Below are 23509 nucleotides of genomic sequence, written 5' to 3'. Positions count from 1 at the left end.
GGGATGCCGGTGCATCCACCGGAGCAGATGGCCGCTCTCCCGCTGCTGGAGCGCGAACCCGAACTGGCCGCCGCGGCCCGCGCCGTGGACGCGCTGTGCGGAGCCACGCCGTCCGGCGGGGTCCTCGTGTACCGGGGCGCCGCCGGGCTCGGCAAGACCGCGCTGCTCTCCGAAGTACGCCGGCTCGCCGCCGGGCGCTGCGCGGTATGGGCGGCGCGCGGCGGCGAGAGCCTGACCTCCGTACCGTTCCATGTCGTACGCCAGCTCCTCCAGCCCGCACTCGTCGTCCCCGGTGCGACGGACGGGCCGGGCGGACGCGCGGATCCGGCCGCGTGTGACGGGTACGGCGACGCGGCCGAACTCCTCGGCGAGCGGTACGAGATCGTCGGCCCCGCGCTCGGCATACTGCCGCCCGGCGACCAGCCCGCCGCGCCGCAGGGCGTCAGGGACGGCCTCGACGCCTTCGTCGAACGGCTCGCGGACGTCCACGGCCCGCTCCTGCTCACCGTGGACGACGCCCAGTGGGCCGACCTGGAGACCCTGGCCTGGCTCGCCTCCTTCGCACGGCGTCCCGGGCGCGCCCTGCCCGTCCTCGTGGTCGTCGGCTACCGCACCGAGGAAGCCGTCGGCGAGGCCGAGGAACACCTCGGGACCCTCGGCTCGGCCGCCAGACTGCTGGTCACCCTCCGCGAACTCACCCCCGACGCCACGGCCGGGCTCGCCCGCGCCGGGCTCGGGGAGCACGCGGACGACCCGTTCTGCCGCGAGGTGTGGGAGGTGACCGGCGGCAACGCGTACGAGACCGTCGAACTCCTCGCCAAGGTACGGGACAGCGCGCTCGCCCCGGTCGGTACGAACGCCGGTGAACTGCGCGCCCTCGGCGCCTCGGCACGGGGCACCGGACTCATCGCCCGGCTGGAGGAACTGGGCACGGCCACCACCCGGTTCGCCTGGGCCGCCGCGATACTCGGCACCGACATCTCCCTCGACCTCACCATCTCCCTCGCGGGCATGAGCGACGAGGAGGCCGCCGAGTGCGCGCAGCGGCTGCGCACCGCGCGGATCCTCGTCGGCACCGACCCGCTGGAGTTCGTCCATCCGCTGATCGCCGGAGCCGTCTACCGCGCCATCCCGCCGGCCGTGCGCGCCGCGATGCACGGACTCGCCGCGTGGGCGGTCTCCCGCAGCGGCCGGGGAGCCGCCGCCGCGGCGCCCCACCTCCTCGAAGTGCACCCCGACGGCGACCCCGAACTGGTCGAGCAGTTACGCGAGGCCGCCGCGGAACACCTCGCGGTCGGCGCCCCGGACGCCGCCCGCCGCTGCCTCGAACGCGCCCTGGCGGAACCGCCGTTGTCCACCGTACGGGGACCCCTGCTGTACGAGCTGGGCTGCGCCACGCTGCTCACCTCGCCCGCCACCACCGTCGGGCACCTGCGCGCCGCGCTCGACACCCCGCACCTCGACGACGCCCTCCGCGTCGACGTGGTGTTCCGGCTCGCGCAGGCCCTGACCCACAACAACCAGACCGGCGACGCCGCCCATGTCGTGGCCACCGAGGTCGCCCGCACCGCGGACGGCCCCGCCAGGATGCGGCTCCAGGCCGCGCACTTCCTCTGGGAGGGCGTCCAGGCCATAGAGGAGAACGGCGCGGACCGCTCGCGCCGCCTCGCCCGCACGGCGACGCCGCTCACCGGACGGGACAACACCGAGCGCGTGCTGCTGATGCTCCGCGCCTTCGACGGGACGGCCCGCGGCGAGAGCGCGGAAGAGGTCGTCCAGATCGGCGAACGCGCCCTGAAGGACGGTGCGTTGCCGCCCGGCGTCGGCTGGGCCGACCAGGGATGGGGCTTCGAGCCCCCGGCCCTCCTCGGGCTCTCGTACGCCTTCGCCGACCGGCTCGACCGCGCCGAGAGCCTGTTCACCGAGGCGCTGCGCGCCTTCGAGATCTCCGGCTGGAGCGGCGGCCATCTCGCCTTCGCCCACGCGCTGGTCGGCTACGTCCACCGCAGGCGCGGCCGGCTCGCCGACGCAGAGATGTATCTGCGCGAGAGCCTGCGCATGGCCGACCGGGTCGGCAACGGCCTGCCGATGAACTGGGACGCCGTCTGCATGTTCATCGACACCCTGCTCGCCCGGGGCCATGTCGACGAGGCCGCGGAGGCCGCCGAACGGTACGCGTTCGCGCCGCCGTACTCCTCCACGATCGTCATCCCCGACGCCCCCTCGGTCCGCGGCCGGCTGCTGCTCGCCCTCGGCCGGAAGGAAGAGGCCGTCGCCGAACTCGACGCGGCCGGGCAGGCGTTGCGGGCCCGCGGACGGCACAACGTCGTCATGGCCCCCTGGTCGCTCGACCTCGCGCGGGCGCTCGCCGACGAGGACCCGCGCCGCGCGGCCCACCTCGCCTCGTACGCCCGGGACCGCGCCGAACGCTTCGGCACCCACACCGCCATCGGGGTGGCGCTCTGCTGCACCGCCTCCCTGCGGGAGGGCACCGAGCGGGTCGAACTGCTCGCCCAGGCCGTCGCGCACCTCGAAGCGTCGCCCTGCGCGTACGAACGCGCCGTCGCCCGGGTCGAGTACGGCATCGCCGCCGGGTTCCACGCCGAACTGGCCTGCGGACTCGAACTCGCCGAGAGGTGCGGCGCCGACGGGCTGGCGGCCCGGGCACGCCGGGCGATGGAGTCCCACCACGCCCCGCGCTGAACCCCCGGAGCGCCGACGCGGGGCAGGACAGGGCCTTCGGGAGGGCTGCCAGTAGGCTCTGACCGCACGCCCCTTCCGTGACAGGAGACCGGCCCCCTTGTCCCAGCAGCCCGACCGCACCACCCACGGCGCAGCGCCCCCCGCACTCGACGACCCGGGGCTGCGGGCCGACTGCGCGAACTGCTTCGGCCTGTGCTGCGTCGCCCTGACCTTCTCCGCCTCGGCCGACTTCCCCGTGGACAAGGCCGCCGGGGAGCCCTGCTCCCACCTCCGGACGGACTTCCGCTGCTCCGTCCACCGCGAGCTGCGCCCCCGGGGCTTCCAGGGCTGCACGGTCTACGACTGCTTCGGCGCGGGCCAGAAGATCTCCCGGATCACCTACGGCGGACAGGACTGGCGGCAGGCCCCGCACACCGCCGACGAGATGTTCGCGCTGCTCCCGGTGGTGCGCCAGCTCCAGGAGCTGCTGCGCTATCTGACCGAGGCGCTCACCCTGGAACCGGCCCGCGCGCTCCACGGCGAACTCCGCGCCGCCCTGGCGGAGATCGAACAGCTCACCCTCGCCGACCCCGCCACCCTGCTCGCCCTGGACGTCGGGGCCCGCCGCGCCGCCGTCAACCCGCTGCTGCTGCGGACGAGCGAACTCGTCCGGGCCCAGGTCAAGGGCAGGAAGAAGAACCGCAGGGGCGCCGACCTCTTCGGCGCCCGGCTCAAAGGCGCCGACCTGCGCGGCGCGGACCTGCGCGGCGCGTATCTGATCGCCGCCGATCTGCGCGGCGCCGACCTCAGGCTGGCCGATCTGATCGGCGCCGACCTCCGCGACACCGATCTGCGCGGCGCCGACCTGACCGGCAGCATCTTCCTCGTCCAGCCCCAGGTCAACGCGGCGCGGGGCGACACGGACACCAGGCTCCCGCCGGCTCTCGTACGCCCCGCCCACTGGTAGCGGCCGCGCCCCGCGTCAGCTCTCCCGGGCGCCCCGGCGGCCCCGGGCAGCCCCGCGCCGTACGAGGAAGAGCGCGAGCGCGGAGAGAGCGGCCGCGCAGATGAACGCCACCGGCAGCACGCCCCCCGCCCCGGACCCGGCCACCCGCGCGTGGACGGCGGGCGACTCCGACGGTACGGGGTGGGCGCGTACGGCCTTCTCGACCGGGCCCGGCTCGGGGGCCGCCGCCTCCACCGTCGGGTGCGGCGGCAGCGGCGCCGGGGGCGGCCGGAGCGAACCCACCGGGGTCACCCGGCCCCGCGCGCCGAACCCCCAGTCCAGCAGCTCCCTGGCCTCCTCGTACACGGCGTGGACACCGCCCCACTGCGGGTTCATCACCGTGACCAGCAGCGTGCGGTCGCCGTGCCGGGCGGCGGCGACCAGGGTGTAGCCGGCGTCCGTGGTGTAGCCGTTCTTGACCCCGATCAGCCCCGGGTACGCCTCGACCCCGTCGGCGCCCGTCAGCAGCCGGTTGGTGTTCATGATGCCGAAGGTGCCGCCGTAGCCGGGGAACTCGGCGTCGACCGTCGAGCTGTACCGGACGAAGTCGCGCGAGGCCAGCCCCGTACGGCCGAAGACCGCCAGGTCGTACGCCGAGGAGACCTGGCCAGGGGCGTCGTAGCCGTCGGGGGAGACCACATGGGTGTCCTGCGCGCCGAGCAGCTTCGCCTTGTCCTGCATCTGCTTGACCGTCGCGTCCAGGCCGCCGTTCATCTCGGAGAGGACGCGTACGGCGTCGTTGCCCGAGCTGAGGAAGACACCCCGCCACAGGTCGGCCGCCTCGTACCGGACACCGGGGACGACCCCCACCAGGCTGCTGCCCGGACCGATGTCGTCCAGCTCCTCGTCCGTGACCAGGTGTTCGGCGTGCTCGGACAGGCGCGGCAGCGTGGTGACGGCGAAGAGCGTCTTGAGCGTGGAGGCGGGCGGCAGCTTGCGGTGCGCGTCGCGCGCGGCGAGGACGTCGCCCGTCCGGGCGTCGGCGACCAGCCAGGACAGCGCGGAGAGTTCCGGCGGCGCGGGGGTGCCCCGCGCGGGCAGCGCCTGGACGCCGTCGCGGCGCAGCATCGAACCGTCCAGGGCGGCGGCGGGGGCGGCGCCGGGGCGGCCGGGGGAAGCCGAGCCGCTCGGAGAGACTGAGCCGCTCGGGGCGGCCGGGCCGGGGGCGCCGGGGGCGCCGGGCGGGGCCTGGGTACCGGGGGCGCCCGCGACCGCGATCGCGGCGCCCGCGGGCAGGCCCGGTGCCCGTACGACCGGATCGGTACGGGAATCCGCGGCGGCCGGGTGGGACGCCGGCAGGAGAACCAGCAGGCCGGCGGCGAGAGCCGCCGTGCCGGAGAGCGCGGAACGCATCACGGATCTGGTGATCATTCGGCCACGGTAGGAACGGACCGGCCCATGCGCCCGCCGCGTGGTCCGACCGGATGTATCACCGCCCCGGTCGGCCCCTCGGGGCCGTGCGCCCGAACGGGTGAGAAGGCGGGGAGGAGGCGGGGGAGGAGGACGCGGGGGAGGTCAGCGCTCGACGGGCGCGGGGTCGGCGGCGGGGCCGCCGGAGCCCGGCTCCTGTACGGGCGGCCACGCGCCCCCCTCGGCGCCGGCCGCGTCCACGGCGATGACCTTCGTGCCGATGACGTCCAGGAGCGCGAGCTTGTCGGCGGCGCCGGTCCCGGGCGCGGCCGAGTAGGCGGCGATCCGCAGGTCGCACCCCGGCACGGTGAGCGTGTCGCAGTCGACCGTCACGGGCCCGACGTCGGGGTGCTGGACGGTCCAGGTCCCGGTGGTGTGGGCGTCGGAGATCCGGGAGTTCCAGAGCGCCGCGAAGCGGGCGCTGACACGCCGCAGCTCACCGATGAGGAAGCGCAGCCGTACATCGGTCGGGTAGCGGACGGTGGCCGCCCGCAGATCGGCGACGAGCGCCGCCTCGAACCCGGCCTCCTGCTCCACGGCGCGGACGATCCGGCTGGGCTGCCCCGTGAAGTGGAGCCAGGCGGCGTTGCGCCCGCGCGGCGGGGCCTGCGCGGGGTCGCCGAGCAGGGCGGCCCACAGCGGATTCCAGGTGATCAGGTTCCAGGACGCGTCATGGACCCCGATCGGGGTCCCCGCGAGTCGCCCGAGCAGTCGCCGTACCCCGGCGGGAACGCGGTCGGGAACCCGGCCCACGGCGGGCGGCGACTGCCCGGCGAGCAGGAAGAGGTGGCGGCGCTCGTCGTCGGAGAGCCGCAGGGCGCGCGCCAGCGAGGCGAGCACCTGTACGGAGGGGGAGGTGGCCCGCCCCTCCTCCAGCCGCACGAGATAGTCCACGGACAGACCGGTCAGCCGGGCCAGTTCCTCGTGGCGCAGCCCGCCGGTACGTCCGGGCTCGTCCGCGGGCAGCCCGGCCTCGGCCGGGGCGATCCGGTCACGCCAGCGGTGCAGGGCCGTGCCCAGCTCTCCGTGTCGGGTCATGGCGCCAGTATCAGCGCGTACGGCCCCACTCGCCTGATACCGGCCGGTACCCGGCGCCGCGCCCTCAGATCGCGAGTTCCGTCTCGATCCGCTTCAGGTTGTGGCGGGCCAGCGCGAGATTGGCGCGGGCGCGGTCGAGCGCGAGGTAGAGGAAGAGCGATCCCTGGGTGGACAGCAGCGGCCGGATCAGGTGGTACTGCTTGCCGAGGGTGATCAGGATGTCGACCACCGCGTCGTCGATGTCCAGCGTCGCGAGGGTGCGGATCTTGGCGCGCACGACCTCGGTGTTCCCCGCCGCCGCGACCTCCAGATCGAGCCCCTGGTCCCCGCCCAGCGTCCCGAGCGACAATCCGCTCTCGTAGTCGACCACGGCAACACCGAGCGCGCCGTCGATCGCCATGGCTTCTTTGAGCGCGGTCTCAAGGTTCATCGCGTGGTCCTGTTCTGGAGGATCTGAAAGAGCCGAAACTTTGCGGAGGAAAATATGCCAAACCTGGTCACCAGGGGACTAGTTGAAGACTAGAGTACTGTGAAATCAGCCGTAACCCGAAGGGATGTACGTGTCAGCGATCGAATCGTCCCTCTCCCGGCTCATGGAGATGCCGGGGATGACAGGGGCCGCGCTGGTGGACGCGGTCACCGGTCTGACGTACTGCGTGGTCGGAGACGCCGCCGAGGTCGGGGACGGCGGGGAGACGGCCGAACTCACGGCCGTGATCGCGTCCCAGGTGGACCGGGTGGGGAACGAAGGTGAGCTGGAGAGCGTGATCGTGACGAGCGTGCGCCGGTACCACGTGGTGCAGGCGGTACGGCGTGCGGGCGACCCGGTGCTGCTGGTCGCGGCGCTGGACCGCGACCGGACCAATCTCGCGCTGGCGATGCGCCGGCTCGCGGAGCACGCGGAAGGTGTGCTCGCATGAGCGGTGCGCCTCGTAACGTCACGGCGTTGCTCGTACGGCTGCAACAGGAGCGCCACAGCGGTACGGTGTCGGTCTCCGGGCCGCCTGGAGGAACGATTCACCTCAGGAACGGCCTGATCTGCGCGATCGAAACCCCCGGGACCCCCTCGGTCGAGTCCGCCCTGCTGAAGTCGGGCCGGATCGATGACGAGGGGTGGGCGGCGGCCCTCGCGGCGACCCGGGAGATGGACGGCCTCGGGGCGGCCCTCGTCGGCCAGGGGCTGGTGGGCGAGACCGAGTTGGAGGTCCTCTGCACCGCGACGATCTACGAGGGCGCCTTCGCGATGGCGCTCTCCCGGCCGGACGGCTGGGAGGTGGGCGGGCCCGCCCAGACCGTACTCGCGGGTCATCCCGCGCAGCCCCAGAGCGTCGCCGAGGAGACCGCGCGGCGGCTGGCCTTCGTCACCGGAGGCTGGGGAGCGCCGGGCGAGCTGGCGCGGACCCGGCTGCGGCCCTCGGCGACCGCGGAACGGGCGGCGGGCCGGCTGGCGCCGCGTCACACCGCGCTCCTCGCCATCGCCAACGGCCGCCGGACCCCGCGCGATCTCGCCTTCTTCCTCGGCCGGGGGCTGTTCGCGGTGATGGTGGATCTGATCAGGATGGACAAGCTGAAACTCGTCCAGTGGGAGGGCGACCGGCGCCCGGCGGGGCGGCCGAGCACCGCGCCCCGCGTCCCGGGCCCCGGCGACGGCCCCGCGGCGCCGCCACCGGCCGGCTCCCTGCCGCGCCGGGTCCCCGGCCCCCGCCCGCAGTGGGCACCGGGCGCCACACAGGGGGCGGCGCCGTCGTCGCCCGGCCCGGCTACAGCACCGGAACACCCCGTCCCACGGGAACATCCCGTCCCACGGGAACACTCCGCCCCACAGGAACACCCCGCCCCACGGGAACACCACTGACCCGGCAACACCACTGACCTTCCAGCCCCTCAGCACCACGGAAACCCGCAGGACAGACGGACGGCTTGGAACCCGGCCGCGGTACGCGGCCGAAGCCTTGCCGACGCCCCACGGCAACCGACGCCGGATCATCACCAAGGAGCGAAACCATGTACGCAGACTCGTCCGTCACGCCCCTCGTCGAAGTTCTGGCCTCGCTGCGGGAACGGGTGCTGGGGGCGTCGGAGAGCGTTCTGTCCACCGCCGACGGCCTGATGGTCGCCGCCGACACCGACACGCTCCAGCCGGAGTCCGTGGCCGCGCTCGCCGCGGCCACCCTGGGACTCGGCCAGCGCATGGCGCAGCAGGCCGACGCGGGCGCCCTGCGCGACGTGGTCATCCGCTGTGCGGCCGGGCAGATCATCGTCCTCGCGGTGGGCGACCGGGCGCTGCTCTCCATCCTGGGCGACGAGGGGATGGACATCGTCGCGCTGAAGCGGGAGGCGCCCGCCCTCGTGGCCGAACTGGTCAAGCTCCTCGAAGGGGATGTGCCCGCCTGAACCGGCGGGCCCCGGGGCGGACGCGGGTGTACGGGGCGCGCCCGCGCCCGTGGACCGGCGGAGGCCCGCCCGCCCCGGGCCTCCTCCCCGTCATCTCCGGGGCGCCACCATCCGCAGGTCCGCCTCGATCCTGGCCACCGTCGCGAGCAGCGGGGGCAGCAGATCACGCCGTACCGACTCGACCGAGTGACGGCTCGCGTGGACGGGGATGTTGACGGCCGCGACGACGGTGCCCGTCCGGTCCCGTACCGGTGCGGCGACCGAGCGCAGCCCCTCCTCCAGCTCCTGGTCGACCAGCGCGTACCCCTGGCGCCGTACGCGCTCCAGCTCCGCGCGCAGCAGATCGACGGAGACGGTGGTGTACGGGGTGAGCGCGGACGGTTCGGTGCCCTTGAGGCGGGTGTCGCGCTCCTCGTCGGGGAGGAAGGCGATCAGCACACGCCCGACCGAGGTGGCGTGGGCGGGGAAGCGGGTACCGACGGTGATCGACGCCGTCATGATCCGGGTCACCTGGACCCGCGCCACATAGACGGCGGAGTCGCCGTCCAGCACACAGAGCGAGGACGACTCGCGTACCTCCGCGACCAGCCGTTCGAGGTGGGGCTCGGCGATCTCGGGCAGCGAGAAGCTGGAAAGGTACGCGTACCCCAGTTCGAGAACACGGGGGCTGAGCCGGAACAGCCGCCCGTCCGTGTGCACGTAGCCGAGATCCGCGAGGGTCAGCAGGAACCGGCGCGCGGCGGCCCGGGTGAGGCCGCAGAGCCGGGCCACCTCGCTGAGCGTCAGCTCCGGGTGGTGCGCGTCGAAGGCGCGGATCACCGACAGGCCCCGCTCGAAGGACTGGACGAAGTGGGGTTCGCGTGACCGGGCAGCACTCATCGGTTGCCTCCGTCGACCCTGGAGTGTGTCACGGGCGATGCGCTGATCCGCGTACGGGTGACTGATCCGCCGACCGATCCGCGTACGTGTGACTGATCCGCGTACGTCTGTGCGTGAAGCGCACGCTAGGAGCCGGGTCCGAGGGCTGTCAACAACGCCTCGCAGGCCGACACCGTTCCCGCCGTGCCATCCCAACTCCCTTTTCGTACACGGGTGATGAGGGTGACGCGCACCGTTGACCGGTACCTGTGGCTGCCCCTATGTTCCCGCTGGGAAATGCTGTGCGGGCTGCGCACGGTCCGCCGGAAGCGCCGTCCCGCCAAAGGGGGGTTCATGCGTCGACTGTCCATCGCGTCCATCGCCGCCGCGTTCCTGCTCACCGCGACGGCCTGCGGCGGATCCGGTTCGGGTGGCCCCGGGGGTCCGGGCGATACGGGTGACGGGGCGTCGGGCGGGACGGCCCGGGTCAAGGTCGGGATCATCCCCATCGTGGATGTCGCGCCGCTGTATCTGGGGGAGAAGAAGGGCTTCTACGCCTCGCGGGGGCTCGACCTCACCATGGTGACCGCCCAGGGCGGCGCGGCGATCGTGCCCGCCGTGATCGGCGGGCAGGTCCAGTTCGGCTTCTCCAACATGACCACCCTGATGATCGCCCAGGGCAAACGCGTCCCCGTGAAGGCCGTGGCCAACGGCCTGGCCTCCACCGGTGAACAGGGCGCCGACTTCGCGGGTCTCGCCGTGCCGAAGGGCAGCCCGATCACCTCCGCCGGGCAACTGGCGGGCAGGAAGGTCGCGATCAACACCCTGAAGAACATCGGCGACACCTCCGTACGCGAGTCGGTGCGCAAGGCGGGCGGCGACCCGGCCGAGGTCGACTTCGTCGAGCTGCCCTTCGACCAGATGCCCGCGGCCCTGGCCGGCGGCCGGGTCGACGCCGCGCTGGTGGTCGAGCCCGCGCTGGCCACGGTCAAGAGCCAGGGCGGCACCGTCATCGCCTCCAGCTACGCCGATGTCTCGCCCGATCTCACCGTCGCCATGTACTTCACCTCCACCCGGTACGCCCAGCAGAACCCGGAGACGGTACGGAAGTTCCAGGAGGCCACCGCCGAGTCGCTGGAGTACGCGAGCGCCCACCCCGACGAGGTCCGCCGGATCCTCACCACCTACACCAAAATCCCCGAGGCGCTGCTGCGTGACATGAACCTGCCCCGCTGGCCCACGCGGCCCGACCGGGCGTCCATCGAGGCGCTGGCGAAACTCGGCGAGCAGGACGGCACCCTCACCTCGCCGCCCGATCTGGACACCCTCCTCCCATGACCCGCGCGGCCCGGAACGGCCTGGCCGACGCCGCGTGGGGGGCCGGAGGGGTGGCCGTCGCCCTCGCCCTGTGGGAGCTGGTCCCGCGGACCGGACTGGTCTCCGCCGACTACCTGCCGCCCGTCGGCGCGGTGGCCCGCGCCCTCGGCACCGAGCTCTCCGACCCCACCTTTCTGACCGCGCTCGGCGACACGCTCACCGGCTGGGCGCTCGGCCTGCTGATCGCCGTCGTCGCGGGCGTCACCGCGGGGATCGTCCTCTCCGTCGTGCCGTATCTGCGCGAAGTGACCGCCTCCACCGTCGAGTTCCTGCGGCCCATCCCCTCGGTGGCGCTCATCCCGCTCGCCGTCCTCCTCTACGGCACGGACCTGCGCTCCACCCTGCTCCTGGTCGTCTACGCGGCCTTCTGGCAGGTCCTCGTGCAGGTGCTGTACGGCGTCGCGGACGTCGACCCGGTCGCGGACGAGACCGCGCGCTCGTACGGACTCGGCACCTGGGCCCGTATCCGCTACGTACTCTGGCCGACCGCCCTGCCGTATGTGATGACCGGTGTACGGCTGGCCGCCTCCGTGGCGCTCGTCCTCGCGATCACCGCCGAACTCGTCATCGGCTCACCGGGGATCGGCGCCCGCATCGCGGTCGCCCAGACCTCACAGGCGGTGCCGGAGATGTACGCGCTGGTCGTGGTCGCCGGAGGTCTCGGCCTGCTCGTCAACGTCGGCGCGCGGGCCGTCGAACGGCGCGCGCTCGCCTGGCACCAGTCCGTACGCGGCGAGGCGGTCCGGTGAGGAGGACCGCGGCCACCCCCACCGCGAGGGCGGCGCTCCGGCGCGCGCTGCGGCAGACGCTTCTCGCGCTCGGGCTGCCCGCCCTGCTCCTGGCCGGCTGGTGGATCGTCTCGGACTCCGGCACCAGCCTCTACGCGCCGCCGCTGCGCACCGTGGCCGCCGCCTTCGGCGCGGTGTGGACCGGCGAACGGATCGTCGACGACGTACTGCCCAGCCTGCTGCGCCTCACGGCCGGATACGCGCTGGCCGCCGTCGCCGGAGTGGCGCTCGGCGTCGTCATCGGCTCGTACCGCCGGGTGCGCGCGGCCACCGAACCGGTCCTGGAGTTCCTGCGGGCCGTGCCGCCGCCCGTGCTCGTGCCCGTCGTCATGCTCTTCGCGGGCATCGGGGACACCATGAAGATCGTGGTCATCGCCACCGGCTGTGTCTGGCCCGTCCTGCTCAACACCGTCGAGGGCGTACGGGCGGTGGACTCCGTACTGGCCGAGACCGCGCGGTCGTACGGCATCGGCGGCGCCGGCCGGCTGCGCCATCTCGTGCTGCGTTCGGCGAGCCCGCAGATCTTCGCGGGGCTGCGCCAGGCCCTGTCCATCGCCATCATCCTGATGGTCATCAGCGAGATGTTCGCGGCCGGCAACGGCCTCGGCTTCGCCATCGTCCAGTTCCAGCGGGGCTTCGCCATCCCCGAGATGTGGAGCGGCATCCTGCTGCTCGGTGTCCTCGGCTTCCTGCTCTCCCTGCTGTTCCGCGCGGCCGAACGCAGGGCCCTCGGCTGGTACCACGGCCTGCGCAGGTCGAGGCGGTCGCCATGACGACGGGGAAGGGGCACGCGATGCTCGACGTACAAGGGCTGCGCAAGGTCTACGAGGGGCGGGAGCGCCGGGTCGAGGCCGTCCGTGACCTCACCTTCTCGGTCGCCGCGGGCGAACTGGCCTGTCTGGTCGGCCCTTCGGGGTGCGGCAAGACCACCCTCCTCAAGTGCGTCGCCGGGCTGCTCGCGCCGACCGGTGGCGAAGTCCGGCTGGCGGGGCGGCGGATCACGGAGCCGCCGCCGGGGATGGCCGTCGTCTTCCAGGAGTACGGACGCAGCCTCTTCCCCTGGATGCGGGTGCGCGAGAACGTCGAACTCCCGCTGCGCGGGCGGAAGTCGCTCGACCGGGGGCGGCGCGCCGAACTGGTCGGGGACGCCCTCGCCGCCGTCGGCCTGGCCGACGCGGGCGGCGCCTACCCCTGGCAGCTCTCCGGCGGGATGCAGCAGCGGGTGGCCATCGCCCGTGCCCTCGCGTACGGGCCCGAAGTGCTGCTGATGGACGAGCCGTTCGCCGCCGTCGACGCCCAGACCCGAGCCGAGCTGGAGGATCTGGTCCGCGGGCTCTGGCGCGAGCGCGGCATGACGATCCTGTTCGTCACCCACGACATCGACGAGGCCGTCTACCTGGGGGAGCGGGTGCTGGTCCTCTCCGCCTCGCCCACCGTCGTACAGCGGCAGTTGAGGATCGACCTGCCCGGGGAGCGGGACCAGCTCCGCACCCGGGTCGCCCCGCGCTTCGCGGAGCTGCGCACCCAGGTGTACGAGGAGATCCAGCTCGCCAAGCGCGGCGACCCGGCGCCCTGACGGGACGCGCGCCGCGCCGCACGGGGCACAGGACGCGGGAAGCGGGACCCGCGAAGCCCGCCACCCGTGGACTCGGCCGGGTGTTCGGCGGTCGCACGGAGATCGTCACCCTTGGTATCGCCGTGCGAGCACAGCGTATAAACCGGCGAAGTCTATGCCCCGTGGGGCGCCTGTGGGTGAGGTTGCGCGAATACGCCGAAGTGCCGATCGGGCCGGGCTAGGCTCTCGCGATACGCGCTGAGTTGATACGTAATCAGGCACTTGTTCCCAGGTTCCTTGATTGTTCGAAAATCGACCTGAATCGATCGCCAGAGGGCATACATGGTTCGTCTTGAAGTACCACCCAAGGAACAGACACCACCCAAGGAACAGGCACCACCGGGATTCCGCGCGCTGCTCCTCCCCGTACTCCTCGTCGCCGCCGTGACCACCCTCGTCGTGGTCCTCGTCGAGGACACCGCACGGATACCGCTCGCGCTGTACGGAGCGGGGGCCCTGGTCGTCATCGGCTGGTGCGCCCTGGAACTGGCCCGCCGCCGCCGGGCGGTCGGCGTGCTCCACGAGCGCTACGCCTACCGGATCTCCCTGCTGGAGGCACGCCTCGCCCGGCACGACGAGGAGAGCGTGCGGCTCGGCAAGGAGCTGATGCCCGCCGCGGTGTACCGGCTCCGCCAGGGCGAATCACCCGACGAGGTGATCCGCGCTGTGGTAGACGGCGACGAGCGTTACCGCGAACTGCCCCTCGCGCAGCGCTCCTTGCTCAAGTCCCTCCTTCAGATCGTCGACGACGAGGAGGCCATGCGCGAGTCCGCGCAGCGCGCCTTCGTCAACATCGCCCGCCGCGTCCAGGCCCTGGTGCACCAACAGGCCAGCGAGCTGCGGGAGATGGAGAACGCCCACGGCCGCAACCCCGAGGTCTTCGACGACCTGCTGCGCATCGACCACGGCACCGCGCTGATCGGCCGGCTCGCCGACTCCATCACCGTGCTCGGCAAGGCCCGCCCCGGGCGCCAGTGGCCCAGGCCCGTACCGCTGTTCAGCGTGTTGCGCGGGGCGATGTCACGGATCCTGGAGTACCAGCGCGTCGACCTGCACTCGATCTCCCAGGTGGCGATCGTCGGCACCGCCGTCGAACCGCTCATCCACGCCTGCGCCGAACTCCTCGACAACGCCACCCGCTACTCGCCTCCGCAGACCCGTGTCCATGTGACCGCCGTCGAGGTGCAGACCGGGATCGCCATCGAGATCGAGGACGGCGGCGTCAGCCTCAGCGAGGAGGCGCGGGCCCGCGCCGAGAGCATGCTCGCGCGCGCCCAGGCCGGTATCGACCTCAACGACCTCGGCGACACGCCCCGGCTCGGCATGGCCGTGGTCGGACGGCTCTGCCAGATGTACCACCTCCAGGTCTCGCTGCGGCAGTCGGCGTACGGCGGCGTCCGCGCCGTGCTGATCGTGCCGCGCTCCATCGTCACCACCGGGCCCGCGCCCGGTATCGCCCACGGCATCGGCGCCTCGGCGCTGCCCACCACGTCGGACCTGCCCACGACCGATGTACTGCGCCCCGCCAACCGGGTGCCGCGACCGGTCACCGGACCCCGGCGCCCGGCCCCGGTCGCGGCGGCGGAGGACGACGCACCGGTGGTGACGGAGTGGACGGAGAACGGACTGCCGCAGCGGCGCAGCCGGGGGCGCGCCCCGCTGGGCTCGCACAACCTCGGCCTCCACTCCGCCGGATACGAATCCACGAACGGCACCGCCAACGGCCGGGCCCACGACCTGACCTACGGCAACGGCAACGGCAACGGCGCCGGAACCGGCGCGCCCGCCGGGCCCGACGCCCGTACGCCGGAAGGAAAACCCGGACCGGGCATCTGGCTCGAAGCCTTCACGAAAGCGGTCAACGGCACCCCCGGGGAGCCACCGGCCGCAGCAGAGGAACCGCCGGGCCGGACCGGTGAGCACGGCGAATCCGACGATGTACGGGGCAAGGGAGATCTGAAGTGATCCAGCAGCGGGCGAACATGGACTGGATGCTCAAGGAACTCGCCGACGGCGTACCGCAGATCCAGCAGATCGTGGTGCTCTCCGCCGACGGACTCCGGATCGCCCGGCACGGCGGGGACCCGGACGTCGCCGACCGGCTCGCCGCGGCCTGCGCCGGACTCCAGAGCCTGGCCGCCGCCGTCGCCGCCGAGATCCCGCTGAGCGACGGCCGGATGCGGCTCGTCGTCATCGAGGTCGGAGGCGGCTTCTTCTACCTGATGGAGGCCGGCACGGGCGCCTATCTCGCGGTCCTCGCCGACGACACGGTGGACGCGGGACTGGTCGGCGCCCGGATGCGGGACATGGTGGTCCGGATCGGCGCCCATCTCACCAGCCCGCCACGCCATGACGGGCAGGCCGGATGACCCCGCCTCCCCGACGCGAACGCCGTACGCCCGAAGCGGACGTGGGGGACCCGGAACGGCTGTACGTGATCACCGGAGGTCCGGACGGCGCCGAACGGGCCCCGCTCGACCTGGTCACGATGATCGTGGCACAGGTGGAACCGTCACCGACCTTCCAGCCGGAGCAGGCCGCCATCCTGCGGCTCTGCCACCGGCCGCTCTCCGTGGCCGAGATCTCCGCGTATCTCAGCCTCCCCTTCAGCGTGGTGACCGCGCTGCTGACCGAACTCCTCGCGACCGAGCTGGTCGAATCGCGCGCGCCCATCGTCCGCGCCGCGCTTCCCGACCGGTCCCTTCTCGAAGCGGTGATGCATGGACTCCAGAAACTCTGACACGATCACCGGCCCCAGGACCGAGGACATCCTGCCCACCACCGCCACCTCGGCGGTGAAGATCGTGATCGTGGGCGGCTTCGGGGTGGGCAAGACGACGATGGTCGGCTCCGTCAGCGAGATCAGGCCCCTCACCACCGAGGAGACCATGACCCAGGCCGGGGTGGGGGTGGACGACAACCGCGGGGTGGAGAGCAAGACCGCCACCACCGTCGCCATGGACTTCGGCCGGATCAGCATCACCGAACACCTGGTGCTCTACCTCTTCGGCACCCCCGGCCAGGAGCGCTTCTGGTTCCTGTGGAACGGCCTCTTCGAAGGCGCCCTGGGCGCGGTGGTCCTCGTCGACACCCGCCGCCTCGAAGTCAGCTTCGACGTGATCGGACGCCTGGAGGAGCGCGGCGTCCCGTTCGTCGTCGCCGTCAACACCTTCCCGGACGCGCCGCACCACCCCGTCGAGGCCCTGCGCGCCGCGCTCGACCTGCCGGAAGAGGTGCCGATGGTCGACTGCGACGCACGGCTGCGAGCGTCGAGCCGCGATGTGCTGCTGACGCTGATGAGCTATCTGCACCAGCTCGCCGCGCCCCCCGGCTGAGCGGCCGCCCGGCGGAGCACCCCTCCCGCTTCCGGCCAGGCCCGCCCCCGTACCACCCCCTTCTCTCCCGACCCCCTCCCTGGAGCCACCGTGACCTCCCCGTTTCCCCACCTCCCCGGGCCGGACGGCCAGGGAGCGCCGCCCCCCGGCTGCCCCGCCCACGGGCTGTCCGGCACCGCGCTCCCCGGCACCGGCCTGCCCACCGGGCGCGTGAACGGCACGGGCCCCGGCGCGGACGGCGCTCCCGTCGGGGCCGGCGCTCCCGTCGGGGCCGGAGCGCCGCCCGCCGGGCTGCGCCGGCTGTACGGGCCCGAGGCCGAGAACGACCCGATGGGCCTGTACGAGAAACTGCGCGCCGAACACGGATCCGTGGCGCCCGTACTCCTGCACGGCGACGTCCCCGCCTGGCTCGTCCTCGGCCACAGCGAGAACCTGCACATGACGCGGACGCCCTCGCAGTTCTCCCGGGACTCCCGCCGCTGGCGCGCCCTGCACGACGGCAGCGCGCCGCCCGACCACCCCCTGGCGCCGATCTTCACCTGGCAGCCCATCTGCGTCTTCGCCGACGGCGCGGACCACGAACGCCTGCGCGGCGCGGTCACCGACTCGATCGCGCGCATCGACCACCGGGGCGTACGCCGCTACATCAACCGCTACAGCAACCGGCTGGTCAACGAGTTCTGCCAGGCGGGGCGGGCCGATCTCGTCAGCAGCTTCGCCGAACACCTGCCCATGATGGTGATGGCGCAGATCATCGGCATGCCGGAGGAGTACAACGAGCGGCTGGTCCAGGCCGCCCGCGACATGATCAAGGGCACCGCCACCGCCAACGAGAGCAACGCGTATGTGATGTCGGCCCTGACCCGGCTGGTCAAGCGGCGCCGTATCGCGCCGGAGGAGGACTTCGCGACCTGGCTCACCCAGCATCCGGCGGGGCTGACGGACGACGAGGTGAGCCAGCATCTGCGGCTGGTGCTCATCGCGGCGTACGAGACCACCGCCAACCTGATCGCCAACGCCCTGCGCATGGTGCTCACCGACCCCCGGTTCCGCGCCCAGTTGAGCGGCGGCCACATGACCCTGCCGGAGGCCGTCGAGCAGACCCTCTGGGACGAGCCGCCGTTCACCACGATCTTCGGCCGCTGGGCGGTCGGCGACACCGAACTCGGCGGGCAGCAGATCAAGGCGGGCGACGCGCTGGTCGTCGGGATCGCGGCGGCCAACGTGGACCCGGTGGTACGGCCCGACCTCGACGCGTCCATGCGGGGCAACCGCGCGCATCTCGCGTTCAGCGGCGGCCCGCACGAGTGTCCGGGACAGGACATCGGACGCGCCATCGCCGACACCGGGATCGACGCGCTGCTGCTGCGCCTGCCGGACCTCCAGCTCGCGGTGGAGGAACACCATCTGCGCTGGAGCGCGGCGCTGATGTCCCGTCAGTTGCGTGAGCTGCCCGTGACGTTCGCGCCCCGGCCGCCCCAGGACGTCACCGGGCCGCCGAACGCGACCTCCCCCGTCCCGCGCCCCCGGTGGCAGGTGGACTCGCCCTCGCCCGGCACCGTACCGACCGCGGCGTACGTCCCGGTGGCGACGACGCCGTCCGCTCCGGACGGGGGAGCGGAGCCGGTGGCACCGGATCCGGCCCTGGCTCAGGCACCGGCCCTGGCTCAGGCACCGGCCCCGGTGCCGGAGCAGCGTACGGGGACCAGCGCGCCCCGGCGGGCGTGGGGGGCCGTGGCCCGCTGGTGGCGCGGGTACTGACCGGGAGCCGTACGGGAACAGGGGGACGGGGGCGGGTCAGCGGGCCGGGGCGAGCTGGTCCCACCACCAGGCGATCGTCGGGACGGGAAGCGGCTCCGCGCTGTTGTCGGCCGGCTGCTGCTTCCACCAGCCGCCGGTCGGTGTCCGCGGACCCGACGACGTGGTGTAGCGGGGGCAGCGCGAGGCCCAGTCGAGATGGCCCCTGACGAACTGGGCGAGCCCCCGCACATAGCGGCGCAGCCCGTCGTCCGCCTCCGCGACGACCTGGGTGGACAGCCGCTCGAAGAGCACCATCACCCGGTCCCGCATCGCCACGACCCGGACCAGGGCGTGCTGTGCGTCGCACCCCTGTTCCTGGCGGACCACATCGATCAGATTGAGGTCGTCGTCCGCCCGCTCCAGCTCCTTGTTGCGGGAGTAGAGGTCGTTGTCCCAGCTCACCAGCGTCCAGGTGATCTCCGTGAGGGCCCGTACGCGCGGGTCCTGGAGGTCCTCGTCGGAGACCGAGAAACCCCCGACGATCTCGATCATCGCGGTGGACGGCGCCATCCCGATGGCCCGCATCCACAGCGTGACGTAGTCGTCGAGGGAGGGCAGCCGGGCGTCGCGCCGCCAGGACGCCTCCCAGGCCAGCCCCGAGGTGTAGACGCGCATCGCCTCGACCACCCGGCGGAGCTGGCCGGCCGAGGCGTACGGCTCCAGATCCCGCCGGATCCCGCGCAGCGCCGCGGTGTGCGGCGAGTCGTCGGCCGAGCGCGCCTCCGGCGCCTCCAGGGCGCGCATGATGCGCGAGGTCTCCCGGGACAGCAGATCCGCCGTCGCCGCCGACTCGTCGCAGACCCCGTCGTCCAGGGAGAAGAGGACGGCGTGCAACTTGGCCATCAGCGCGAGGGGTTCGAGCTGTCCGTACGGCATCGTCGACGCGGCCAGTCCGCCGAAGTCGCACAGGGCGAGACGTTTGAGCTGCCGTTCGTCGTGGTCGAGCCGTTGCCCGCGCATCCACTGCACGGTCCGGTCGTTGAGGGCGTCACCGGAGCGGTGTCGGGCGGGCGGAACCGGGCAGTAGAACGGCACCGCCGGGAGCTGCTGAGCCAGGCGCTGTTCCGAGACACAGGTCACGATCGGCCTCCAGTTGCGGGGACGGGCGTAGTGCGGGGCGCTGACGAGGCGCGATGGTGTGGGTGCGAGGCGTAGTGGAGCGTATCTGGCCATGTCGGATCGTCAATACCAGTGCATGTGCCCGCCGTCTGGCCGGAATTGACTGATTGTGAGCTGTCCTGATCAAGCTGGTGCGGGTTCCGGTGAGCACCGCGGGAGACCGCGGTACGCCCCCCTGGTACGGACTTCCCCGCGCGGCCACGCGCCGTCATCCGCCTCCTCGCCACGCCCCGGTCGGCGCCCGCGGCGGGGCCACGGGGACGTTTTCGTCACGGCCCGTGTGCGGACCGTGCGGAATCGACCAGTCTCCGGATCGCTGACACTACGTCAATCGACGGTCCCGTCAGCAGACGAACGCACCCGATCCGTCTCCACCGGGTTGTCGCCCTCCGGCGCCGGCCGGGGTCAGGGCCGGGCGCGGAAGCGGCGGAAGAAGGCGCGGACGTCGTCGACGAAGAGGGCGGGCTGCTCCAGGGCGGCGAAGTGGCCGCCGCGGTCGAACTCCGTCCAGTGGACGACGGGATGGTCCCGCTCGGCCAGCCGCCGCACCGGGCGGGCGAGATCGCCGCCGAAGACCGCGACACCGACCGGAGTGGGGTACTGCTCGGACGCGGGACCGGAAGGAGCACTGGTGTGCGGGGACCGGGCGTGTTCCCAGTACAGCCGGGCGGACGAACTCGCCGTACGGGTCAGCCAGTAGAGCATCACGTCGGTCAGCATCCGGTCGCGTCCCACCGCGTCCTCCGGCACCGACGCCGAGTCCGTCCACTCGGCGAACTTCTCCACGATCCAGGCGAGTTGGCCGACGGGCGAGTCGGTGAGCGCGTACCCGAGGGTCTGCGGGCGGGTGCTCTGGAGCGCCGCGTACCCCGACATCCCGGCGAACGCGGTGGCCGTACGGCGCAGCCGCTCCCGGTCGTCGTCGCCGAGCGCGGCGGCCACGGCCGGATCCTCGGGCGCCGGTGTCAGCAGGGTGTTGACATGGACGCCGACCACATGGGCGGCGTCCACCCGGCCCAGTTCGAGGGTGATCGCATGGCCCCAGTCGCCGCCCTGCGCCCCGTAACGGTCATGGCCGAGCCGCCGCATCAGCTCCGCCCACGCCCTCGCGACGCGGCGGACGTCCCAGCCGGGGCCGGTGGTCGGGCCGGACAGCCCGTAGCCGGGGAGCGAGGGGATCACGAGATCGAACGCGTCGCCGCCGGCCGACGGCGGGGGGTCCGTGAGCGGCCCGATCACATCGAGGAACTCGACCACCGAACCGGGCCAGCCATGGGTGAGCAGCAGCGGCAGCGCACCGGGCCGGGGCGAACGGATGTGCAGGAAGTGCACGGTGGCGCCGTCGATCTCCGTGGTGAACTGCGGGAAGCCGTTCAGCTCGGCCTCCTGGGCGCGCCAGTCGTAGCCGTCGGCCCAGTACGCGGCCAGCTCCTTGAGGTAGCCGAGCGGCACGCCCTGGGACCATCCGTCGCCGGTGGCCGCGTCGGGCCAGCGGGTCGCCGCCAGCCGGGCGGAGAGTTCGTCCAGCTCCCGCTGCGGTACGGCGAGGGTGAACGGGGTGAGCGCGACGGACGCGGACGAGGCGGGGGAGGACGGGAAGGTGTTCATGGGCGGTTCCTGTCGTCGTCGTGCCGGACCGCGTTCCCGGTGGCGGCCGGGGCGTCGGCGGGGCCACCGTCGGCGCGCTCGTCGTCGGGGCCGCCCGCCAGGGCCCGCGCGGCCGCCACTTCCGTATCGTCCCAGCCGATCGAGCCGGTCCGCATCCCCTGACATGGCGGTGGGCCCCTTCCGGAGAAGGAGCCCACCGTCATGGAGCGCGCCGCTCCCGTCCCCACGGTGCGGCGCGGACGGACCGTCGTCATCCGCTCGGAACGACGGTCCGCCGGTCAGGGGTGTGCGCCGGTCCGCAGACCGAGCGCGGGAAAGACCGCGGCCTCCAGGAACCGCGTGAGATACGCCTCGTCCGCGTACTGTCCGTCCGTCGTGGGCCGCGCGCGCATCACGCCGATGAGCTGGGCGGCCACGAACTCGATGGCGGGGTTGTCCGCGGCCAGCTCGCCCCGGTCCACGGCGCGCTCCAGCATGGCGCCGATGGCCGTGATCTCCGGTTCGATGAGCGTCTCCCGCAGCGCCAGCAGCAGCTCCGGGTTCTGGAACGCGGCATGGCTGAGCGCGTGCAGCAGCGCGGTGTCGCGCCCCGCTCCGAGCGCCGCCACCCGGACCGCCGCCCTCAGGTCGCCCTCCAGGCCGCCGGTGTCGACGTCCGCGAGCAGCGCGCACCGGGTACCGCGCAGCGCGGCGGCGACGAGCTGCGGCTTCGTACGCCACTGCCGGTAGAGCGTGGACTTTCCGCAACGGGAGCGGGCGGCCACGCCTTCCATGGTGAGGGCGTCGTAGCCGCTCTCCCTGAGCAGGTCGAGGGCCGCCTCGTACAACTCCCGCTCCCGTTCCGGGGTGATCTTGGAGCGGCGCTGTGGCGTCATCGTCTCTCCTCGGCTCTCGCGTGCTCACGCATCGATACGGCAGTGTACCGATACGCCAGTGTACCGAAACGGATTCGTTTCGGTACACTGGCGTATCGATAGGGCGGGGTGCAGACCCCGCCGCCGTACCACCACGTCGTCCCCGGGCGCCGTGTCGTCCACCCAAGGGGGTCGGGTGCACCTCAACACCCGCACTGGGCCCGCCGAACGGAAGCAGAACCCTTCCGCCCGACCGCCCCTCGCGGCAGAGCCGGTGTCCGTCGCCACCCGGCTGCCGGAACCGGCGGCGGCCCGGTGAGCGCCGCGATGACGGTCGCGGTGGCGCTCTCCCTGCTCTCCGCCGTCGCCTACGCGTGCGCCGCCGTCGCGCAGGAACGTCTCGCCGCCCGTACGGGGCAGGGCGTGCCGCTCCTCACCCTGCTGCGCAGGGGCGCCTGGTGGTCGGCCGTCGGGCTCAACGCGACCGGTGCGCTGCTGCATGTCGTGGCGCTGACGTACGGCCCGCTCACGGTCGTCCAGCCGCTGGGCGCGCTCACGCTCGTCGCCGCCGTACCGCTGGGTGCCCGGCGTGCCGGGCGTCAGGTCGGCAGGGGCGAGTGGCGCGGTACGGCGCTCACGCTGGCCGGTCTCGCGATCATCCTGCTGACGGCCGCGGGCGCCGCCCCCGAGCGCACGCTCTCCCTGCCGCAGGCGCTCGGTGTCGCGGGCGTCGCGATGGCCCTGGTCGCCCTGCTGACCAGGCCGGGAGCCCGTCCTGGGCTGCGCCACGCGGCGGCCTCCGGAATCATCTCGGGCGTCGCCTCCGCCCTCACCCAGACGGTCACGGTCGCCGCCACGGAGCGCGACGGGGGTACCGGCGCGCTGCCGCTCTGGCAGGTGGGAGCCGTGGCCCTGGTCGTCGCCGCCTTCGCCTCGGGCGGCCTGCTGCTCTCGCAGACGGCCTACCGCGGCGGTCTCGGCGCCCCGCTCGCGGTGCTGACGCTGGCCAACCCGGTCGCCGCGTCCGTCATAGGTCTGGCGCTGCTGGGCGAAGGACTCCAGGGCGGCGCGTGGGGCATCGCCGCCGCGCTGGTGGGCGCCGTGGTCGCGGGCCGGGGCGTGGTGCTCCTGACCCGTACGGCCGCCGAGGTGGCACGGACGGCGGATCCGGCGGCGGCGGAAGCGCCGACGGGCGGAACCGCGGCGGTCGGCACCGCCGCCGCAGCGTACGGGCCTGCGGCGGACCGGGCGGCTGCTCCCGGGCCGGCGGCGCGGGAACCCGCCCAGGACGCCCCCGTCCGCACGTACCGCGCCCCCGCCCTCCGCGCCGGACGCCGCCGTCGGCTCCTGGCCGGCGCCACCCGGTCGGCCGCGTCCCGGCGCGCGGTCTGTCCCGCACCCCCTGTGACCTCTCCGCGCCCCGAGCCGTACGCCGCGCACGCCCCCGTACCGGCCGACCAGGAAGGGGCGGGGCCCACCGGGCCCACCGGGCGCGTACCGCGCCAGCGGCGGCTCCTTCGGCGTTCCCGGAGCGCCGTATGAGGCCGGTGCTGGGCCACCGCGTGAGGTCGCTGTGGCCCGTGCGAGGCCACCGCGTGAGGCCGGCGTGAAGCTGCGCTGTGGGG

Annotated in this window: 22 protein-coding genes and 1 pseudogene; 15 read left to right on the top strand and 8 right to left on the bottom strand. The window is 73.3% G+C overall.

Annotated elements, in window-relative coordinates:
- The first annotated feature begins 3 nt into the window (after positions 1-3).
- Positions 4-2703: an ATP-binding protein gene (locus ACFXPK_RS03945; RefSeq protein WP_385071324.1), complete on the top strand. Its 2700-nt coding sequence runs from the start codon at positions 4-6 to the stop codon at positions 2701-2703.
- A 97-nt stretch (positions 2704-2800) separates the two neighbouring features.
- Complete coding sequence (locus ACFXPK_RS03940; protein ID WP_385071321.1) at positions 2801-3649, top strand: pentapeptide repeat-containing protein; 849 nt, start codon at positions 2801-2803, stop codon at positions 3647-3649.
- A 15-nt stretch (positions 3650-3664) separates the two neighbouring features.
- Here ACFXPK_RS03940 and ACFXPK_RS03935 read toward each other — a convergent pair whose 3' ends face one another.
- The 3 genes from ACFXPK_RS03935 to ACFXPK_RS03925 all read right to left on the bottom strand — a co-directional run bounded on the left by ACFXPK_RS03935 (position 3665) and on the right by ACFXPK_RS03925 (position 6566).
- Positions 3665-5059: a D-alanyl-D-alanine carboxypeptidase family protein gene (locus ACFXPK_RS03935; protein ID WP_385071319.1), complete on the bottom strand. Its 1395-nt coding sequence runs from the start codon at positions 5057-5059 to the stop codon at positions 3665-3667.
- 144 nt (positions 5060-5203) lie between these two features.
- Positions 5204-6136, bottom strand: coding sequence for a helix-turn-helix transcriptional regulator (locus ACFXPK_RS03930; protein ID WP_385071316.1), 933 nt, complete (start codon positions 6134-6136; stop codon positions 5204-5206).
- A 64-nt stretch (positions 6137-6200) separates the two neighbouring features.
- Entirely contained in the window at positions 6201-6566 is a 366-nt protein-coding gene (locus ACFXPK_RS03925) for a hypothetical protein (protein ID WP_385003872.1), read from the bottom strand.
- A 124-nt stretch (positions 6567-6690) separates the two neighbouring features.
- Between ACFXPK_RS03925 and ACFXPK_RS03920 the strand changes: the two genes are divergently transcribed.
- The 3 genes from ACFXPK_RS03920 to ACFXPK_RS03910 all read left to right on the top strand — a co-directional run bounded on the left by ACFXPK_RS03920 (position 6691) and on the right by ACFXPK_RS03910 (position 8530).
- Positions 6691-7056, top strand: a complete 366-nt coding sequence (locus ACFXPK_RS03920) for a hypothetical protein (protein WP_385071312.1) — start codon at positions 6691-6693, stop codon at positions 7054-7056.
- Positions 7053-7991 carry a hypothetical protein gene (locus ACFXPK_RS03915; protein WP_385071309.1) on the top strand — a complete coding sequence of 313 codons (939 nt, stop codon included), beginning with the start codon at positions 7053-7055 and terminating at the stop codon, positions 7989-7991. Before ACFXPK_RS03920 ends, ACFXPK_RS03915 begins: the two co-directional genes overlap by 4 nt.
- Before the next feature lie 149 nt (positions 7992-8140).
- Entirely contained in the window at positions 8141-8530 is a 390-nt protein-coding gene (locus ACFXPK_RS03910; protein ID WP_385003866.1) for a roadblock/LC7 domain-containing protein, read from the top strand.
- A 90-nt stretch (positions 8531-8620) separates the two neighbouring features.
- On the opposite strand, the gene ACFXPK_RS03905 is transcribed toward ACFXPK_RS03910, so the two are convergent.
- The gene (locus ACFXPK_RS03905; RefSeq protein ID WP_385071306.1) at positions 8621-9409 is read right to left on the bottom strand and encodes an IclR family transcriptional regulator C-terminal domain-containing protein; all 789 of its coding nucleotides are present in this window, start codon (positions 9407-9409) and stop codon (positions 8621-8623) included.
- 333 nt (positions 9410-9742) lie between these two features.
- Between ACFXPK_RS03905 and ACFXPK_RS03900 the strand changes: the two genes are divergently transcribed.
- The 9 genes from ACFXPK_RS03900 (at position 9743) to ACFXPK_RS03860 (ending at position 18264) form a co-directional block, all read left to right on the top strand.
- Positions 9743-10726 carry an ABC transporter substrate-binding protein gene (locus ACFXPK_RS03900; protein WP_385071303.1) on the top strand — a complete coding sequence of 328 codons (984 nt, stop codon included), beginning with the start codon at positions 9743-9745 and terminating at the stop codon, positions 10724-10726.
- Positions 10723-11514 carry an ABC transporter permease gene (locus tag ACFXPK_RS03895; RefSeq protein ID WP_385071300.1) on the top strand — a complete coding sequence of 264 codons (792 nt, stop codon included), beginning with the start codon at positions 10723-10725 and terminating at the stop codon, positions 11512-11514. The genes ACFXPK_RS03900 and ACFXPK_RS03895 overlap by 4 nt, the downstream gene beginning before the upstream one ends.
- Positions 11515-11561: 47 nt before the next feature.
- A complete protein-coding gene (locus tag ACFXPK_RS03890; protein ID WP_385003876.1) occupies positions 11562-12326 on the top strand; it encodes an ABC transporter permease in 765 nt (254 codons plus the stop codon).
- The gene (locus ACFXPK_RS03885; RefSeq protein WP_385071297.1) at positions 12323-13129 is read left to right on the top strand and encodes an ABC transporter ATP-binding protein; all 807 of its coding nucleotides are present in this window, start codon (positions 12323-12325) and stop codon (positions 13127-13129) included. Before ACFXPK_RS03890 ends, ACFXPK_RS03885 begins: the two co-directional genes overlap by 4 nt.
- A gap of 321 nt (positions 13130-13450) precedes the next feature.
- On the top strand, positions 13451-15133 hold the full coding sequence (locus tag ACFXPK_RS03880) for a sensor histidine kinase (RefSeq protein WP_385071294.1): 1683 nt from the start codon (positions 13451-13453) through the stop codon (positions 15131-15133).
- Complete coding sequence (locus tag ACFXPK_RS03875) at positions 15130-15537, top strand: roadblock/LC7 domain-containing protein (protein ID WP_385003854.1); 408 nt, start codon at positions 15130-15132, stop codon at positions 15535-15537. Before ACFXPK_RS03880 ends, ACFXPK_RS03875 begins: the two co-directional genes overlap by 4 nt.
- Entirely contained in the window at positions 15534-15908 is a 375-nt protein-coding gene (locus tag ACFXPK_RS03870) for a DUF742 domain-containing protein (protein WP_385003852.1), read from the top strand. Before ACFXPK_RS03875 ends, ACFXPK_RS03870 begins: the two co-directional genes overlap by 4 nt.
- Positions 15889-16503: an ATP/GTP-binding protein gene (locus tag ACFXPK_RS03865; protein WP_385003850.1), complete on the top strand. Its 615-nt coding sequence runs from the start codon at positions 15889-15891 to the stop codon at positions 16501-16503. Before ACFXPK_RS03870 ends, ACFXPK_RS03865 begins: the two co-directional genes overlap by 20 nt.
- A gap of 90 nt (positions 16504-16593) precedes the next feature.
- The gene (locus tag ACFXPK_RS03860; protein WP_385071290.1) at positions 16594-18264 is read left to right on the top strand and encodes a cytochrome P450; all 1671 of its coding nucleotides are present in this window, start codon (positions 16594-16596) and stop codon (positions 18262-18264) included.
- A gap of 36 nt (positions 18265-18300) precedes the next feature.
- Here the strand turns inward: ACFXPK_RS03860 and ACFXPK_RS03855 are convergent, their stop codons facing one another.
- From ACFXPK_RS03855 to ACFXPK_RS03840, 4 genes are all read right to left on the bottom strand, one after another.
- Entirely contained in the window at positions 18301-19383 is a 1083-nt protein-coding gene (locus ACFXPK_RS03855; RefSeq protein ID WP_385071287.1) for a hypothetical protein, read from the bottom strand.
- Between the two features lie 444 nt (positions 19384-19827).
- Positions 19828-21030, bottom strand: coding sequence for an epoxide hydrolase family protein (locus ACFXPK_RS03850; RefSeq protein WP_385071285.1), 1203 nt, complete (start codon positions 21028-21030; stop codon positions 19828-19830).
- On the bottom strand, positions 21027-21149 hold the full coding sequence (locus tag ACFXPK_RS03845; protein ID WP_385071283.1) for a hypothetical protein: 123 nt from the start codon (positions 21147-21149) through the stop codon (positions 21027-21029). The genes ACFXPK_RS03850 and ACFXPK_RS03845 overlap by 4 nt, the downstream gene beginning before the upstream one ends.
- Before the next feature lie 159 nt (positions 21150-21308).
- A complete protein-coding gene (locus tag ACFXPK_RS03840) occupies positions 21309-21905 on the bottom strand; it encodes a TetR/AcrR family transcriptional regulator (protein WP_385071281.1) in 597 nt (198 codons plus the stop codon).
- Between the two features lie 306 nt (positions 21906-22211).
- Here ACFXPK_RS03840 and ACFXPK_RS03835 point away from each other — a divergent pair.
- Positions 22212-23153, top strand: a pseudogene (locus ACFXPK_RS03835) (DMT family transporter); the annotation flags it as partial.
- Between the last annotated feature and the right edge of the window lie 356 nt (positions 23154-23509).

This window comes from Streptomyces sp. NPDC059142 (assembly GCF_042755665.1).
In the GTDB taxonomy this organism is placed as follows: Bacteria; Actinomycetota; Actinomycetes; order Streptomycetales; family Streptomycetaceae; genus Streptomyces.
This window is presented reverse-complemented; position numbering and strand designations above follow the sequence as displayed.